This window comes from Aliiroseovarius marinus, assembly GCF_004360145.1.
Classification (GTDB): domain Bacteria; phylum Pseudomonadota; class Alphaproteobacteria; order Rhodobacterales; family Rhodobacteraceae; genus Aliiroseovarius; species Aliiroseovarius marinus.
On sequence record NZ_ML178714.1, the window covers coordinates 177676 to 192245 of the forward strand.

Below are 14570 nucleotides of genomic sequence, written 5' to 3' on the forward strand. Positions count from 1 at the left end.
CAGTCTAGCGTGCCGTGCCATGACGTGCTGTCACGTTGCGGTGAGGGGCAGTGATCAGCCTTGGCTCAGGCGTGCTCGGCGTCCACCGCGCCGTTTGGTCAGGCTAGATTTGCGGGCGTCCAGCTCGCCCATGATGCGCGCGCGTTGGTCGTCCGTCATTCTGGACCAACCCCCGATTTCCTCGATCGTGCGATAGCAGCCGGTGCAGATCCGGGCCTCGGGATGGACCACGCAGATCTTCACGCAGGGGCTTGCGATTTCGTTTCTTTTCCAGACGTCGTCCGTCATCCTAGATGCCTCAACCGATCCAATACACCTTGCAGAATATACCCGGCAGCGACGTGGTCGATGACCTCGGCGCGACGTTTTCGAGACGTATCCGCCTCGAGCAGGGCACGTTCGGCGGCCACGGTGGACAGCCGTTCGTCCCAAAAACCGATGGGCAGGTCCGTCAGTTTCTCAAGATTGCGGGCGAAAGCGCGGGTAGACTGGCAGCGCGGGCCTTCCGTTCCGTCCATATTGCGGGGCAGGCCCAGCACCAGTGCGCCCAACTGGCGGTCCTTGGCAATCTCGAGCAGGCGTTCGGCGTCCAGCGTGAACTTCTTGCGCTTGATGGTTTCCAGTGGCGTCGCCACCTGACGGAAACTGTCCGAGACCGCGACGCCAATGGTCTTGGTCCCCAGATCGAGCCCGGCAAGGGCCGTCATGGGGGGCAGGGCAGCTGCAAACTCTTCGATGCTCTCATAGATCATTCCGCGATTCCCGCCTGTTGGGCCGCACGGGTCACGATGGTCAGGGCCTCGGGCTGGGTGGCAAAGACGGATTGCGCCTCGGCGTAGATCGCTGCGGCTTGGTCCGTCTCGCCCACGACGCTGAGCGCCATGATCAGGCGGGCCCATTCCGCAGGCGTGCCGCCATAGGCTGCCAGCCGGTCGGAGAGGCGTGTGATCATGCCTTGGATCATCTCAGCCCGGTCTTCTTCGGACATGTCTTCTGCCGCCGCGATGTCATCAGCGCTGGGGCCGCTAAGGTCGCTTTCAGGGGCGGAGGGCGGGATGTAGTCTTCGCCCGCAAGGGCCGCGAGGTCACCGATCTGATCGCGGATGGCAGGCCACCATTCTGCGTCGGTCGGACCTTCTTCCAACAGGCGACGCCACATACGGAACGCCAGATCCGGGCGGCCGTTCTGGGCGAACATCAATCCAGTATAGAAACGGGCGAAGGCGTGGGTTGGGTCGCGTTCCAAGGCTGCACGCAGCATGGCTTCAGCGTCGGGCGAGACGAAGCCGCCAGCGGCATTGATCATCAGCTCCGCCTGACGGGCGTAGTCATCCGGCGTGGCGGTATCGCCTTTGATCTCAAGCAGTTGGCTCATGGCCTTGCGTGCGGCAACCATGTTGCCAAGCGCCGCTTCATGGGTCGCCAGAAGGTCCAGCCCACGCGGGTCGTCAGGGCGCCCTTCGACGGCTTTGCGCAGCCCGTCGACCAGCTCAAGATAGTCAGCAGGCGCATCAATCGGAGGTCCACCCCAGACGGGCATCTGCGCTTCTGCCTGTTCTTGCGAAGGGCGGTTCTGGCGCACCTCGTCACTGATCGCGATACGCTTGGCGCGTCCGTAATCCGGGGCGCCCGGCACACCGATGGTCCAGTAAAGGCCAAAGCTGCCAGCCGCCAAAATAATGGCGATAAGGCCCATCGTGACGCGGGTCAGACCTTTGGGCGTGTCCTGCGCGGCCTTCCGGGCTTTCGCGGCTTTATCGGCGTCCAGCAGACGGCGCGAGATTTCAACACGGGCGCGGTCGGCATCTTCTTTTGACACGGTGCCCCGAGCGATATCGCGATCCAGTTCAGACAGTTGGTCGCGATAGACCTTCATGTCTGACGTCATTTCGGCTTCGTCCTTAGACGTGTCGCCGGAAGATACCGCCAGCAAGCGCCGCGCCAGAACAAGGATGGTCGCCAAGGTGGCTGCGCCAATGATGGCCCAGAATGCCAAGTTATCCATGTATCCTCCGCGCGGCTTTTCATTCGTAGCTCACTCCATGTAATGCGCTACGGGCCGTCGCAAAACCCCAGATCAGGGCCTGCGACAATCGGCATGCCGGAAAAGTGACGCGATTTGTGGATTATGTCGTCTTTTTCCGATCAAATGACGCTGATCTTGGATGGTGTCATGTCGCTTCGGCGTAAAACCGACACAAACCGAAAACCCAGACAGGGGAATCGCATGCGACGTTATTCGGCATTTGCCATTGCGCGGGAAGCTGCGCGCTATCACACCGGTTGGGAGCGGGCGTGGAAATCGCCCAAGCCCAAGAAGAAGTACGATGTGGTGATCGTAGGGGCTGGGGGCCACGGGTTGGCCACGGCATATTATTTGGGCAAGAATTTCGGGATCACCAATGTGGCGATCATCGAAAAAGGTTGGCTGGGCGGCGGGAACACCGGCCGTAACACCACCATCATTCGCTCGAATTATCTGCAGGATCCCTCGGCGGCGATCTATGAAAAGGCACGTTCTCTGTATGAGACGATGTCGCAGGACCTGAACTATAACGTCATGTTCTCGCCCCGCGGCGTCATGATGTTGGCCCAGACCGAGCACGAGGTGCGCGGGTACGAGCGCACGGCGCATGCCAACGCTCTGCAAGGCGTGAAGACCGAGTTCATCTCGCCCCAGCGCGTGAAAGAACTGGTGCCGATCATGAACATCAACGGCCCGCGCTATCCCGTTCTGGGTGCGCTGTGGCAGGAACGTGCGGGCACCGCGCGTCACGATGCGGTGGCTTGGGGCTATGCCCGTGCGTGTTCCGATATGGGCATGGACATCATCCAGAAATGCGAAGTGACCGGCGTGCGGTCTGAAAATGGCGTTGTCAAAGGCGTCGACACCACGCTGGGTCAGATCGATTGCGACAAGCTGGCGATGGTTGTCGCGGGCAACGCGGGTCACTTGGCCGACATGGCTGGCTTCCGTCTGCCGATGGAAAGTGTTGCCCTGCAAGCGCTGGTGTCTGAGCCGATCAAACCCTGCATCGACGTGGTCGTCATGGCCAACACCGTGCACGGCTATATGTCCCAATCGGACAAAGGCGAGCTGGTCATTGGTGGCGGCACCGACGGGTTCAACAACTACACCCAGCGCGGATCGTTCCACCACGTGGAAGAGACCGTCCGCGCACTGGTCGAGACCTTCCCGATCATCTCGCGCCTGAAAATGCTGCGCCAGTGGGGCGGCATCGTGGACGTGACCGGAGACCGCTCACCCATCATCGGTAAGACGCCACTGGGCAACTGCTTCATCAACTGCGGTTGGGGCACCGGCGGCTTCAAATCGATCCCCGGATCGGGCTGGGCCATGGCTGAAACCGTCGCGAAGGGCGAGCCGGGATCTCTGGCCGCCGAGTTCGGTCTAGACCGTTTCACCGAAGGACGCTTCATCGACGAAAGCGTGGCTGCGGGGGTGGCGCACTGATGGTGGGGCAAGAAACCAACAAACTCCATCCGATGCATGGGGAACTCTTGAGCGGTGATCGCATCAAATACAAGGACGTTGTGAAGCGTCTAAGTAAGGGGTGGGATGCAGGTGAACCTGCGACCTACGAGAACAATACGATGGTCTTCGAATACTCGCCCGAGACTGAAATGGTTACTGCGTTCATTTCGTTTGGTGATGGCGCAGATGAAGTCTGCCTAACGCGGCCCGCTTTTTTGGCCGAGCTAGAGAAACACACGATTGGAGCTGCAAAATGCTGATCCTTGAATGCCCATATTGCGGCGTGATGGCCGATGAAACGGACCTGCATGGCGGCGGCGAAGCGCATCTGAAGCGTTTTGGCCCCGGCTCGTCCGATGATGAGTTCGAGACCTATCTGTTCCACCGCAAGAACCCGAAAGGCGTTCACTTTGAGCGCTGGCGGCATGTCTCGGGCTGCGGCAAGTGGTTCCACGCGGCGCGCAACACCATGACGCTTGAGGTTTACGGCACCTATCCGGCCCAGACCTATGAGCCGCCGAAAGAGCTGGTCGCCAAGATCAAGAAGAAACATCCTGAGTGGGGGGGCTACGAATGAGCACCCGTCTGGCACAAGGCGGTCGCCTGATCGACCGTTCGAAACCGAAAAACTTCACCTTCAACGGCAAACGCATGAAGGGCTACGAGGGCGACACGCTGGCCGCAGCCCTTCTGGGCGAAGACCAGATGCTGATGGGCCGGTCGTTCAAATACCACCGTCCGCGTGGCGTAGTGGCCTCTGGCGCGGAAGAGCCGAACGCCTTGGTTAATCTGGGGAAGGGCGAGCGCTTTGAACCCAACCAGCGCGTCACCACGACCGAGCTGTTTGACGGTCTGACCTGCACCTCGCAAAACCACTGGCCGAGCCTCGAGTTCGACGTGGGCGTGGTGAACAACTATGCTGCGCGCTTCCTGCCCGCTGGCTTCTACTACAAGACCTTCATGGCACCGGCTGCCGCGTGGAAACACGTGTTTGAACCGATCATCCGTAAATCCGCCGGTCTGGGCCAGGTTCCGACCGAGGCCGATGCGGACCGTTACGAGCACTATTACCTCCACACCGATGTCGTGATCATCGGAGGCGGTGTGGCCGGTCTGGCCTCGGCTCTGGCTGCTGGCCGTTCGGGCGCAAAAGTGCTGGTGATGGAGCAAACCCACCACTGGGGTGGCCGTGCAGCAGTTGATGGCGGCGAGATCGACGGTCAGTCGGTTGACGACTGGATCGACGCAACGCTGGCCGAACTGGAAGGCATGGAGAACGTCACCCTGCGCACCCGCATGATGGCCTCGGGCGTCTATGACCACGGCTACGTGCTGGGCTACGAACGCGTGGCCGATCACACCCCGGGCGACGGACGTCCACGTCACCGTCTGTGGCGCATCCGTACCAAGCAGATCGTGACCGCTACCGGAGCCATCGAACGTCCGCTGTCCTTCGCAGGAAACGACATTCCCGGCGTCATGCTGGCCTCGGCCGTGCGCGATTACGTGGTGAACTGGGGCGTGTCGATTGGCGACCGCACTGTGGTCGTGACCAACAATGACGACGGTTATCGCACGGCGCTGACGCTGAAAGAGGCCGGGTTGGAAGTGCCCGTCGTTCTGGACGCCCGCGCGGAAGCCACTGGCCCGCTGGCCGAAGCGGCCCGTGCTGCTGGCATCCGCGTTGAGGCTGGCAAAGCCATCGCCAAAGTGCATGGCGGCAAGCGCGTCACTGGCGTATCGGTTTGCCTGCAGGCGGGCGAGGGCTCGGCCTTGGAAGAGATCAAATGTGATGCAGTTGCCATGTCCGGCGGCTGGTCCCCGGTCGTGCACATGTGGTCGCATTGCGGAGGCAAGCTGATCTGGGATGAGGCGCAGGCCCATTTCCGTCCCGATCCGAACCGTGCACCGACCAGCCATGACGGCGAAGCGTTTGTTGTGACCGCAGGCACGGCCTCGGGCGCGATGTCGCTGGCCGACACGCTGGAAGACGCTTATGCGGCCGGTAAGGCTGCGGGCAAAGCAGCTGGTGGCAAGGCCATCCGCAAGGCTGGCCCGAAAGCTGACGCTGAAAGCGAACAGCCGATGGCACCAGTCTGGATCATGCCGCAGGGCGCAGGTCCGAAGAAGCGCATGAAGATGTGGCTGGACTATCAGAACGACGTGAAGGTGTCCGACGTTCAGCTGGCCGCGCGTGAAGGCTATGAAAGCGTCGAGCATACCAAGCGTTACACCACGCTGGGTATGGCGACCGATCAGGGTAAGCTGTCGAATATCAACGGCTTGGCGGTGCTTTCGGATGCTCTGGATCAAGAGATCCCGACCACCGGCACCACCACCTTCCGCCCGCCTTACACGCCGATCAGCTTCGGTGCGATTGCAGGCGAAGCGCGCCACGAAATCTTCCAGCCGATCCGTCGCACGCCGATGCATCAATGGCATGAAGACGCGGGCGCGTATATGGAGCCCGTCGGCCACTGGCGTCGCCCCTATTGCTACGCCAAGCCGGGGGAAACCAACGAGCAAGCGGTGCATCGCGAAGTGCTAAACACCCGCGAGAACCTTGGCCTGCTGGACGCGTCCACGCTGGGTAAGCTGATCGTGAAAGGCCCCGACGCGGGCAAGTTCATGGACATGATGTACACCAACATGATGTCGAACCTGGCAATCGGCAAATGCCGCTATGGCCTGATGTGCTCGGAAAACGGGTTCCTGTCGGACGACGGTGTTGTGGCCCGTATCGACGAAGACACGTGGCTGTGCCACACCACCTCGGGTGGCGCCGACCGCATCCACGCGTGGATGGAGGAATGGCTGCAGACCGAATGGTGGGACTGGAAAGTCTATGTTGCCAACGTGACCGAGCAGCTGGCGCAGGTCGCCGTGGTTGGCCCCAACGCCCGCAAGGTGCTTGAGAAGCTCAATGCACAAGCTGGCGGTGGCATGGATCTGTCGGCCGAAGCACTGCCCTTCATGCAGTGGGCTGACGGCAAGATCGGTGACTTCGACGCGCGCGCCTACCGCATCTCGTTCTCGGGCGAACTGTCCTACGAGATCGCCGTACCTGCCTGCCAAGGCCGCGCCTTCTGGGATGCGCTGCTGGAGGCCGGTGAAGAGTTCGGTGTGATGCCGTACGGCACCGAGTGTCTGCACATCATGCGCGCCGAGAAGGGCTTTATCATGATCGGCGACGAAACCGACGGCACCGTGATCCCGCAGGATCTAGGGCTGAACTGGGCGATCTCCAAGAAGAAGGAAGACTTCCTTGGTAAACGCGCGCAAGAGCGCTCGCACATGACCGATCCTGAGCGCTGGAAGCTGGTGGGTCTGGAAACGCTGGACGGATCCGTCCTGCCGGATGGCGCCTATGCAGTGGGCGAGGGCAACAATGTCCACGGCCAGCGCAACATGATCGGGCGCGTGACCTCGACCTATTATTCGCCGACGCTGAAAAAAGGCATCGCGATGGGTCTGGTTCTGCATGGTCCCGACCGTATGGGCGAGGTCATCGACTTCCCCACGGTGGATGGCTCGAACACGGTGATCAAGGCGCGGATCTGTGATCCGGTCTTCTATGACAAAGAGGGAGCGAAGCAAAATGTCTAACGCAGTTTCCGCACTCCAAGGCGCGTCGTTTGACGGCTATTGCAAAGTCGAAGAGGCTGGCCTGACTGGCATGATCACCCTGCGTGGTGATCTGGCCTCGAAAGGTGTTGCCAAGGCGGTGAAAGCCGTCACGGGCGCCGCTATGCCGGGTCAGGGCGAAGTGACCGAAGGGGCCAAAGGCCGCGTGGGCTGGATGTCACCGGACGAGCTTTTGCTGATCGTCGATCACGCCGAAGCACCGGGCATTGTCGAAGCTGCGACGGCATCGCTGGGCGACGAGCATTCCCTGGTGGTCAACGTCTCGGACGCGCGCGCTGTTTACCGCGTAAAGGGCACTGCCTGCCGCGAAGTGATCGCAAAGCTTGCACCTGCCGATACCTCGGTCATGCAGCCCGGCATGCTGCGCCGCACCCGCATCGCGCAGATCCCGGCGGCCTTCTACCTGGAAGATGACGAGACCGCGGTTCTTGTCTGCTTTCGATCGGTTGCCCAATATGCATTCGATCTGCTGAAAGACGCGGCCCAGCCGGGTGGTGAGGTATTCTAAAAACTGAATACCGCCCTCGTTTTAGGGTTGAATTCAGGCCTCAATCAATCTAGCACACTGTTAGGTTGATTGAGGCTTTTTTTATGAAATTACTGGCGTCTACGCTGTTTTCATCCTTGTTTTTAACGTCATTTGCAGCGGCAGAATCGTATGATTGCAATTTTAAAGTGCGCGCCAATGATCGGAAGTGGGTTCCGTCTTCTCTGTCAATCAACGTAGATCGAAATGACCGCGTTTGGGTTCTGGGGAACATCGTCAAAACCGATGATGGGCACCCGATCGAAGGCCGCGCAACCGACGACATAAGAACGCGCGACGTTTTTGAAGTTGAGACGGTAAATGAAAGCATGCCAGTCGATTCCCGCCGCCCTTTGGGTGCCAGTTCGCGGCGCGTTCTCTATACCGTTTCCATCGATCCAGAAGATCTTACTGCCATTCTCAGGGCAGTTACTCTTGTAAAGTATTTTGAACAATCCCGCCGCCTAACGGGGGCCTGCAAAATCCGGTGATGCACAGGGTGTGTATCACCATCAACTAATCTCACCCTTTCTGATTATGGAGTTTACCAATGAACAAAATCTTCGCTGCCGTTCTTGCGATGAGCACGCTTGTCCCGCTGTCCGCACAAGCCACGGTCTATGTTTGCGAGCTTGCCCCGACTGGGGCGAATGACGGGGCCTGGATCCCACCCGAGACCGTGGTCGAGTTTGATCCGAATTCGGACAAGGCCATGGTGTTTGATGGGCTGATCAAAGAGATCTACGGCAAGCCGATCGAAGCGAAGATCTCGGTGAACAACAACAAGCGTTACACGTTCTCTTGGAACGTGCGGAATGTGCCGATCACCACGACGGAACGTAAGCAGATGCTGGTTAAGAATATGGTTTATCGTCTGACCGTCACCAAAGGAACGCTGCAAGCAACCGAAACCATGAAGCCCATTCGCTTCACCAATACCTTCCGTGCGAAAGGGAAATGCGTCCAGAAGAAGTGAGTAATGGGTCAGGGGATGCATGAAAGCGGCTGAAAAAATGCCTGCAACCCTTGACCATACCACCTTTGCTGCCCCATCTAAGGGCAACGGAAACACGCATTGAACAGGGGGCCCAAAATGGCTTTTGAACTTCCCGATCTTCCTTACGCTCACGACGCACTGGCCGAGTTTGGCATGTCGGCTGAAACCATGGAGTTTCACCACGACCTGCACCACAAGGCCTATGTCGACAACGGCAACAAGCTGATCGCTGGCACCGAGTGGGAGGGTAAGACCCTCGAAGAGATCATTGTTGGCACCTATGACGACAAAGCTGTCGCGCAGAACGGTATCTTTAATAACATCTCGCAGCTGTGGAACCACAACCAGTTCTGGGAAATGATGGGCCCGGGCAAGGTTGCCATGCCGGGTGAGCTGGAAAAAGCGATCACTGAAAGCTTCGGTTCGGTTGACGAATTCAAGTCGCAGTTCTCGGCTGCTGGCGCGGGTCAGTTCGGCTCGGGCTGGGCGTGGCTGGTGAAAAACGCTGACGGGTCGCTGGCAGTGACCAAGACCGAAAACGGCGTGAACCCGCTGTGCTTCGGCCAGACCGCACTGCTGGGCTGTGACGTGTGGGAGCACTCGTACTACATCGACTTCCGCAACAAACGTCCGGCCTACCTGTCGAACTTCCTCGACAACTTGGTGAACTGGGAAAACGTGGCCTCGCGCCTGTAACCCAAACGGGCGTGATGCCCGAGATCACAAGATTAGATGCGGCTGCCCCTTGGGTGGCCGCTTTTTTTGTGCAAAGTCTTCCGGGAAGGGCAGGAGGGCCGCATGAGCGACACAACCAAAGGCGTCATCGCCATTATCGTGGCCTGCACGGTCTGGGGTCTGTCTCCGCTCTATTATTACGCGCTGGCCGATGTGCCGCCGCTTGAGCTGCTCAGCCATCGCTCGCTCTGGTCACTGGTGCTTTTGGGGCTCTATCTGGCGCTACAAGGGCGGTTGAAAGAGTTGCCCGCGCTGATGACCGGCCGCACGGCGTTTCTGGTGCTTCTGGCATCGGTGATGATCTCGGTCAACTGGGGCGGATTTATCCTGTCGGTACAGGTCGGGATGGTGGTCGAGGCCAGCCTCGGTTACTTCATCTTTCCGCTGATCATGGCGACGCTGGGTATGCTGTTCTTTGCAGAAGGGCTGTCCGCCAGCAAGCTGACCGCTGTGCTTCTGGCGACCGGAGCGGTCCTGACCCTGACCATCGGGTTAGGCGTTGCACCGTGGTTGGCGCTGCTTTTGGGCGGCACCTTCGCGACGTATAGCGTGATCAAGAAACTGATCGCGGCCGGCCCCGTGGTTACCGTCGTGGCCGAAGTGCTGTTTTTGGCACCGCTTGCGCTGATCTGGCTGTGGGGGACGCATACCCAAGGCTGGGAAGGGATCGTGGGTCGTAATGGCTCTGTGTTCGGCTCGGATTTTGTCTCCAGCGCGATGCTGATCGGATCTGGCCTTCTGACGGGTGGTCCGCTGATGCTGTTCAGCTATGCCTCGCGCCGCCTGAAACTGTCGACCGTCGGTGTGGTGCAATACCTGAACCCCAGCCTTCAGTTCCTCTGCGCGGTCGCCATTCTGGGTGAAACGATCACCATCTGGCACATGATCGCCTTCCCATTGATCTGGGCTGCCTTGGCCATCTACTCAGTGGGTGCCTATCGTCAGGACAGGGCGGTGCGCAAAGCGGCGACCGCCTGATCCACATTATCTACGACGGTGACGAAGCCCTTCAGGCTGTCCTCGGCAAAGCCCTGATCGATCACGTGATCCAACAGTCCAACCAGCGGATCCCAGAACCCGTTCACGTTCAGCAGCAGGATGGGTTTCTTGTGCAGGCCCAGCTGACGCCATGTCAGGATTTCGAAGAACTCGTCCAACGATCCAGCGCCGCCGGGCAGCACCACCACCGCGTCCGAGTTCATGAACATCACCTTTTTACGCTCGTGCATATTCTCGGTCACGATGAAGCTGGTAAGATCACGCTTGCCGACTTCCCAGTTCAAAAGGTGCTCGGGGATGACACCAAAGGTGTTGGCACCTGCAACCTGCGCTGCCTTGGCGACTTCCCCCATCAACCCCACGTCTCCGGCCCCATAAACCAGCCGCCAGCTATTGTCGGCCAGCGCTTTACCCAAGCCTTCCGCACTGGCGCGATAAGCGGGGTCATTCCCCATGCGAGAGCCGCAGTAAACGCAGATCGAGGCTGTATGTTGTGTCATCAGGGTCTCCGGGTGCGAATATATCGGAATGATCTTTTGACCGGTGTTAGCGGTATTGTTAGGGTCGGGCAAGACAACGCGACAGTAAGATCGCAACAGGGGATGTAAATGGCTGAAAACTCAGGCGGCGCTGCGGGCGTTGGCAAGATTTGGATTGGTGTCGGGGCTGCTGTCATTGTGGCTGCGCTTGGATATTGCAGCTTTGATCAGCGTGCTCAGGCGCCGGTGTCCGAACCGGTCGACACGCCACAGACCGCCCAAGACACCCCCGTTGTCGAGCAACCGGTCGCGCCGACGGCCGAGGATACGACCGCCGAGGCTGAAACGTCCTCCGATGCCGCCCCGACCAAGCCTTCAGGGTCTCCCAATGCGCCAGCCTTTGACGTCGTCCGTGTCGATCCCGACGGACGCGCTGTGGTCGCCGGGCATGCGGCGCCGGGTGCGAGCGTACAGCTGTCGTTCAATGGTGCGCCGGTTGAAACGCTGACCGCGGATGATGCTGGCAACTTCGTCGCCTTGCTGGATCTGCAGGTCACAGAGCCCGGCCAATTGAGCCTGCAGATGATGAATGACGCAGGCGAGGTAGTAGAAGATGCAGCCCCTGCGCAGACCGTTCTGATCGAACCGCGCATGCCAGCACCGACCGCCGCGCCAGAGGCGCCTGAGGTTGCCAGCGCTGAGGACGCCCCAGCACAGCCCGCCGCTCCGGAAACACCTGCCGCCCCGGAAGCTCCCGCCGCACCGCGTGTTCTTTTGGCGGATAACGATGGGATCACCGTCCTGCAGGACGATGCGGGCGATCTGACCGTACAGAACGTCATCATCGACGCGATTTCCTATGATGATCAGGGCGAGGTCGCCTTGTCCGGCCGTGCCTCAGGGGGCGGGGCCTTGCGGGTCTATCTGGACAACGCGCCGATCAAAACCGCGCCCATTCCTCAAGACGGCCAATGGCGCCTGCCTTTGCCCGATGTCGCGGCCGGCATCTACACCTTGCGCGTGGACGAACTTGCCCCCGATGGCACTGTAACGTCGCGCACGGAAACCCCGTTCAAACGCGAAGAGGTTGCGCAGATCGCCGCCGCAACCGCCGCGGTGGACACTCGCACCCGGGTCGAGGCAGTCACGGTGCAACCCGGCTCAACCCTTTGGGCCATCGCCCGGGACAATCTTGGGGAAGGGGTGCTCTATGTCCGCGTCTTTGAAGCGAACCGCGATCAGATCCGTGACCCGGACCTGATCTATCCCGGGCAGGTCTTCACGATCCCCGAGTAAAGCACTGCCCTCATTTTCTTGTTGTAAATACCTTGGGGTTCGAAGGCTTCCTGGAAACTGTCCGGGGGACAGTTTCGCCTGAGAACGGGCGAAGCCCTAGCCAAGGGCGAGGGGCGACGCCCCTCTATACCTTCTGGGCGCGGGGCGCGATGCAGCCGGAAATCTCGGCAGCCCCAGCGCAGCAGTCGTTCAAAAGATAGGAAATGACACCCCCAAGGGCCGCCCGGTCCGCCGCATAGATCACATGCCGGCTTTCCTTGCGCGATGTCAAAAGCCCCGCTTGCTCCAATTGCGACAAATGAAATGACAGGCCCGAGGCGGATACCCCCAGCGTTTGCGCAATGTCACCAGCACACAGCCCGTCATCGCCACGCGGCACCAGCAGACGCACGATCTCAAGCCGCGTGTCATGGGCCATGGCAGACAGGGATTTCAGGACTCGACTCTGTTCCATGCTTCAACTATTGATGAAATGTTGAAATAAAGCAAGACCGACCTTAGGTCGTTGCGAAATCGCACATCAGCAAGGAGCAGCCTTATGGCGCCCAGCCGCATCACCTCGACCGAGCTTCCAGACAACAATTGGCGTACCATCCGGCGCGTCGCCCCCTATCTTTGGCCGGCCGAGCACCCCTGGGTGAAACGCCGCGTCGTGTTGGCCATGCTGGCGCTTCTGCTTTCCAAGATCGTCGCCGTGGCAACGCCGTGGTTCTATGGCTGGGCGGTGAACGAGCTGGCGGGCGACAGCACGGCGCCGGCCTATATGCTTGGGGCCGGGGCGGTCGGTCTGACCTTGGCCTACGGCATGGCGCGTCTGATGACCAACGGATTTCAGCAACTGCGAGATGCAATCTTTGCCCGCGTTGGCCAGCGGGCCTTGCGCCAACTGGCGCTTGAGACCTTCACCCACATTCACCGCCTGTCCATGCGCTATCACATCACGCGCAAGACCGGTGGCCTCAGCCGTATCATTGAGCGTGGTGTGAAGGGGGTCGAGTTCCTGTTGCGCTTCATGCTCTTCTCGATGGGGCCGCTGATCCTTGAACTTGGCCTGATCGCACTGATCCTGTTTGTGACCTTTGACGTCTGGTACCTCGCCGTCGTTGTTGTGACGATCTGGGCCTATGTCTGGTTCACCTTCAAAGTGACCGAATGGCGTGTGCGCATCCGCAAGGAAATGAATGATCAGGATACGGACGCGAACCAGAAGGCCATCGACAGCCTTCTCAACTTCGAAACCGTCAAATATTTCGGCGCTGAGAAACGCGAGGCCGAGCGTTATGACAGTGCGATGGCGGGCTATGAGCAAGCCGCGTTGAAAACCTCGTATTCACTGGCTTTCCTGAACTTCGGTCAAGCCTTTCTGATCACTGGCGGTCTGGTCGCGGTGATGGTTCTGGCCGCCATTGGCGTGCAGAACGGGCAGCTGACCGTGGGCGATTTCGTCATGGTCAACGCCTATATGATCCAGATCACCATGCCGCTGAACTTCCTTGGCACCGTCTATCGCGAGATCCGGCAGGCGCTGGTGGATATGAGCGAGATGTTCGACCTGCTGGAACAGCCCGCTGATGTGACTGACAAGCCCGATGCGTCCGAGATCGCCGTGACTGGCGGGGCGTTGTCTTTCAACGACGTGCATTTCGGCTATGACGCCGCGCGGCCCATCCTGAAAGGCGTGTCACTGGATGTGGGCGCGGGGAAAACCGTGGCCATCGTCGGCCCGTCTGGGTCAGGCAAGTCCACCATCGGGCGGCTTCTGTTCCGTTTCTATGACGTGAATGGTGGAGGTCTGTCCATCGACGGGCAGGACGTGCGCGACGTGACGCAGGACAGCCTGCACGCGCAGATCGGCGTGGTGCCGCAGGACACAGTCCTGTTCAACGATACGGTGCTGTACAACATCGCTTATGGCCGCCCCGACGCGTCGCGTTCCGAAATCGAAGCCGCTGCCAAGGCGGCCAAGATCCACGACTTCATCATGGAACTGCCCGAGGGCTATGAGACCCAAGTGGGCGAACGCGGGCTGAAACTGTCGGGCGGTGAAAAGCAGCGTGTGGGCATTGCGCGGACGCTTCTGAAGAATCCGCCAATTCTGCTGCTGGACGAAGCGACCTCGGCCTTGGACAGCCAGACCGAACGCGACATTCAGGACAGCCTAAGCGAGATGGGGCAGGGGCGCACCGTGATCACCATCGCGCACCGCCTGTCGACCATCGTGGATGCGGACGAGATCGTGGTGCTGGAGGCTGGTGTCATTGTCGAACAAGGCACCCATGACGAACTTCTGGAGCATGGCGGCCGCTACGCCGCGATGTGGGCGCGTCAAGCCAGCGAGGAAGAGCCGCAAGCTCTAGCGGGCTGATCCTCCCAACAGCTAGAGACGAAAAAGGCGCG

The 14570-nt window shown here is 60.1% G+C and carries 15 protein-coding genes; 10 read left to right on the forward strand and 5 right to left on the reverse strand.

What is annotated here, in order from left to right:
* Positions 1–54: 54 nt before the first annotated feature.
* From EOL43_RS05630 to ccmI, 3 genes are read right to left on the reverse strand one after another with little or no spacing between them, the layout of a single operon-like run.
* On the reverse strand, positions 55–288 hold the full coding sequence (locus EOL43_RS05630; RefSeq protein ID WP_133486412.1) for a DUF1289 domain-containing protein: 234 nt from the start codon (positions 286–288) through the stop codon (positions 55–57).
* On the reverse strand, positions 285–752 hold the full coding sequence (ruvX, locus tag EOL43_RS05635) for a Holliday junction resolvase RuvX (RefSeq protein ID WP_133486414.1): 468 nt from the start codon (positions 750–752) through the stop codon (positions 285–287). Before ruvX ends, EOL43_RS05630 begins: the two co-directional genes overlap by 4 nt.
* Positions 749–2005: a c-type cytochrome biogenesis protein CcmI gene (ccmI, locus tag EOL43_RS05640; RefSeq protein ID WP_133486416.1), complete on the reverse strand. Its 1257-nt coding sequence runs from the start codon at positions 2003–2005 to the stop codon at positions 749–751. Before ccmI ends, ruvX begins: the two co-directional genes overlap by 4 nt.
* A 222-nt stretch (positions 2006–2227) precedes the next feature.
* On the opposite strand from ccmI, the gene EOL43_RS05645 reads away from it, so the two are divergent.
* The 8 genes from EOL43_RS05645 (at position 2228) to rarD (ending at position 10377) form a co-directional block, all read left to right on the forward strand.
* Entirely contained in the window at positions 2228–3475 is a 1248-nt protein-coding gene (locus EOL43_RS05645) for a sarcosine oxidase subunit beta family protein (RefSeq protein WP_133486418.1), read from the forward strand.
* Positions 3476–3749: 274 nt separating this feature from the next.
* On the forward strand, positions 3750–4073 hold the full coding sequence (locus tag EOL43_RS05650) for a sarcosine oxidase subunit delta (RefSeq protein WP_133486420.1): 324 nt from the start codon (positions 3750–3752) through the stop codon (positions 4071–4073).
* A complete protein-coding gene (locus EOL43_RS05655; protein WP_133486422.1) occupies positions 4070–7102 on the forward strand; it encodes a sarcosine oxidase subunit alpha family protein in 3033 nt (1010 codons plus the stop codon). Before EOL43_RS05650 ends, EOL43_RS05655 begins: the two co-directional genes overlap by 4 nt.
* Positions 7095–7649: a sarcosine oxidase subunit gamma gene (locus tag EOL43_RS05660; RefSeq protein ID WP_133486424.1), complete on the forward strand. Its 555-nt coding sequence runs from the start codon at positions 7095–7097 to the stop codon at positions 7647–7649. The genes EOL43_RS05655 and EOL43_RS05660 overlap by 8 nt, the downstream gene beginning before the upstream one ends.
* A 65-nt stretch (positions 7650–7714) precedes the next feature.
* Positions 7715–8158, forward strand: coding sequence for a hypothetical protein (locus tag EOL43_RS05665; RefSeq protein WP_133486426.1), 444 nt, complete (start codon positions 7715–7717; stop codon positions 8156–8158).
* 59 nt (positions 8159–8217) lie between these two features.
* Positions 8218–8643, forward strand: a complete 426-nt coding sequence (locus tag EOL43_RS05670; protein ID WP_133486428.1) for a hypothetical protein — start codon at positions 8218–8220, stop codon at positions 8641–8643.
* A 117-nt stretch (positions 8644–8760) separates the two neighbouring features.
* Positions 8761–9360 (forward strand): superoxide dismutase, encoded by a 600-nt coding sequence (locus EOL43_RS05675; protein WP_133486430.1) that lies wholly within the window; start codon positions 8761–8763, stop codon positions 9358–9360.
* A 102-nt stretch (positions 9361–9462) separates the two neighbouring features.
* Positions 9463–10377 (forward strand): EamA family transporter RarD, encoded by a 915-nt coding sequence (gene rarD / locus EOL43_RS05680; protein WP_133486432.1) that lies wholly within the window; start codon positions 9463–9465, stop codon positions 10375–10377.
* On the opposite strand, the gene EOL43_RS05685 is transcribed toward rarD, so the two are convergent.
* Positions 10341–10898, reverse strand: coding sequence for an LOG family protein (locus EOL43_RS05685; protein WP_133486434.1), 558 nt, complete (start codon positions 10896–10898; stop codon positions 10341–10343). The two genes, rarD and EOL43_RS05685, sit on opposite strands and share 37 nt — an antisense overlap.
* A gap of 108 nt (positions 10899–11006) precedes the next feature.
* Here EOL43_RS05685 and EOL43_RS05690 point away from each other — a divergent pair, with 108 nt between their 5' ends.
* Positions 11007–12173 carry a LysM peptidoglycan-binding domain-containing protein gene (locus EOL43_RS05690; RefSeq protein ID WP_133486436.1) on the forward strand — a complete coding sequence of 389 codons (1167 nt, stop codon included), beginning with the start codon at positions 11007–11009 and terminating at the stop codon, positions 12171–12173.
* Between the two features lie 124 nt (positions 12174–12297).
* On the opposite strand, the gene EOL43_RS05695 is transcribed toward EOL43_RS05690, so the two are convergent.
* Complete coding sequence (locus EOL43_RS05695) at positions 12298–12627, reverse strand: ArsR/SmtB family transcription factor (RefSeq protein ID WP_133486438.1); 330 nt, start codon at positions 12625–12627, stop codon at positions 12298–12300.
* Positions 12628–12711: 84 nt separating this feature from the next.
* Between EOL43_RS05695 and EOL43_RS05700 the strand changes: the two genes are divergently transcribed.
* Positions 12712–14538 carry an ABCB family ABC transporter ATP-binding protein/permease gene (locus tag EOL43_RS05700; protein WP_133486440.1) on the forward strand — a complete coding sequence of 609 codons (1827 nt, stop codon included), beginning with the start codon at positions 12712–12714 and terminating at the stop codon, positions 14536–14538.
* Positions 14539–14570: the final 32 nt, after the last annotated feature.

Excerpts from the sequence above, each read along its gene's own strand:
- EOL43_RS05630 (WP_133486412.1), bottom strand. The coding sequence starts at position 288 with ATGACGGACGACGTCTGGAAAAGAAACGAAATCGCAAGCCCCTGCGTG.
- ruvX (WP_133486414.1), bottom strand. The coding sequence starts at position 752 with ATGATCTATGAGAGCATCGAAGAGTTTGCAGCTGCCCTGCCCCCCATG.
- ccmI (WP_133486416.1), bottom strand. The coding sequence starts at position 2,005 with ATGGATAACTTGGCATTCTGGGCCATCATTGGCGCAGCCACCTTGGCG.
- EOL43_RS05645 (WP_133486418.1), top strand. The coding sequence starts at position 2,228 with ATGCGACGTTATTCGGCATTTGCCATTGCGCGGGAAGCTGCGCGCTAT.
- EOL43_RS05650 (WP_133486420.1), top strand. The coding sequence starts at position 3,750 with ATGCTGATCCTTGAATGCCCATATTGCGGCGTGATGGCCGATGAAACG.
- EOL43_RS05655 (WP_133486422.1), top strand. The coding sequence starts at position 4,070 with ATGAGCACCCGTCTGGCACAAGGCGGTCGCCTGATCGACCGTTCGAAA.
- EOL43_RS05660 (WP_133486424.1), top strand. The coding sequence starts at position 7,095 with ATGTCTAACGCAGTTTCCGCACTCCAAGGCGCGTCGTTTGACGGCTAT.
- EOL43_RS05670 (WP_133486428.1), top strand. The coding sequence starts at position 8,218 with ATGAACAAAATCTTCGCTGCCGTTCTTGCGATGAGCACGCTTGTCCCG.
- EOL43_RS05675 (WP_133486430.1), top strand. The coding sequence starts at position 8,761 with ATGGCTTTTGAACTTCCCGATCTTCCTTACGCTCACGACGCACTGGCC.
- rarD (WP_133486432.1), top strand. The coding sequence starts at position 9,463 with ATGAGCGACACAACCAAAGGCGTCATCGCCATTATCGTGGCCTGCACG.
- EOL43_RS05685 (WP_133486434.1), bottom strand. The coding sequence starts at position 10,898 with ATGACACAACATACAGCCTCGATCTGCGTTTACTGCGGCTCTCGCATG.
- EOL43_RS05690 (WP_133486436.1), top strand. The coding sequence starts at position 11,007 with ATGGCTGAAAACTCAGGCGGCGCTGCGGGCGTTGGCAAGATTTGGATT.
- EOL43_RS05695 (WP_133486438.1), bottom strand. The coding sequence starts at position 12,627 with ATGGAACAGAGTCGAGTCCTGAAATCCCTGTCTGCCATGGCCCATGAC.
- EOL43_RS05700 (WP_133486440.1), top strand. The coding sequence starts at position 12,712 with ATGGCGCCCAGCCGCATCACCTCGACCGAGCTTCCAGACAACAATTGG.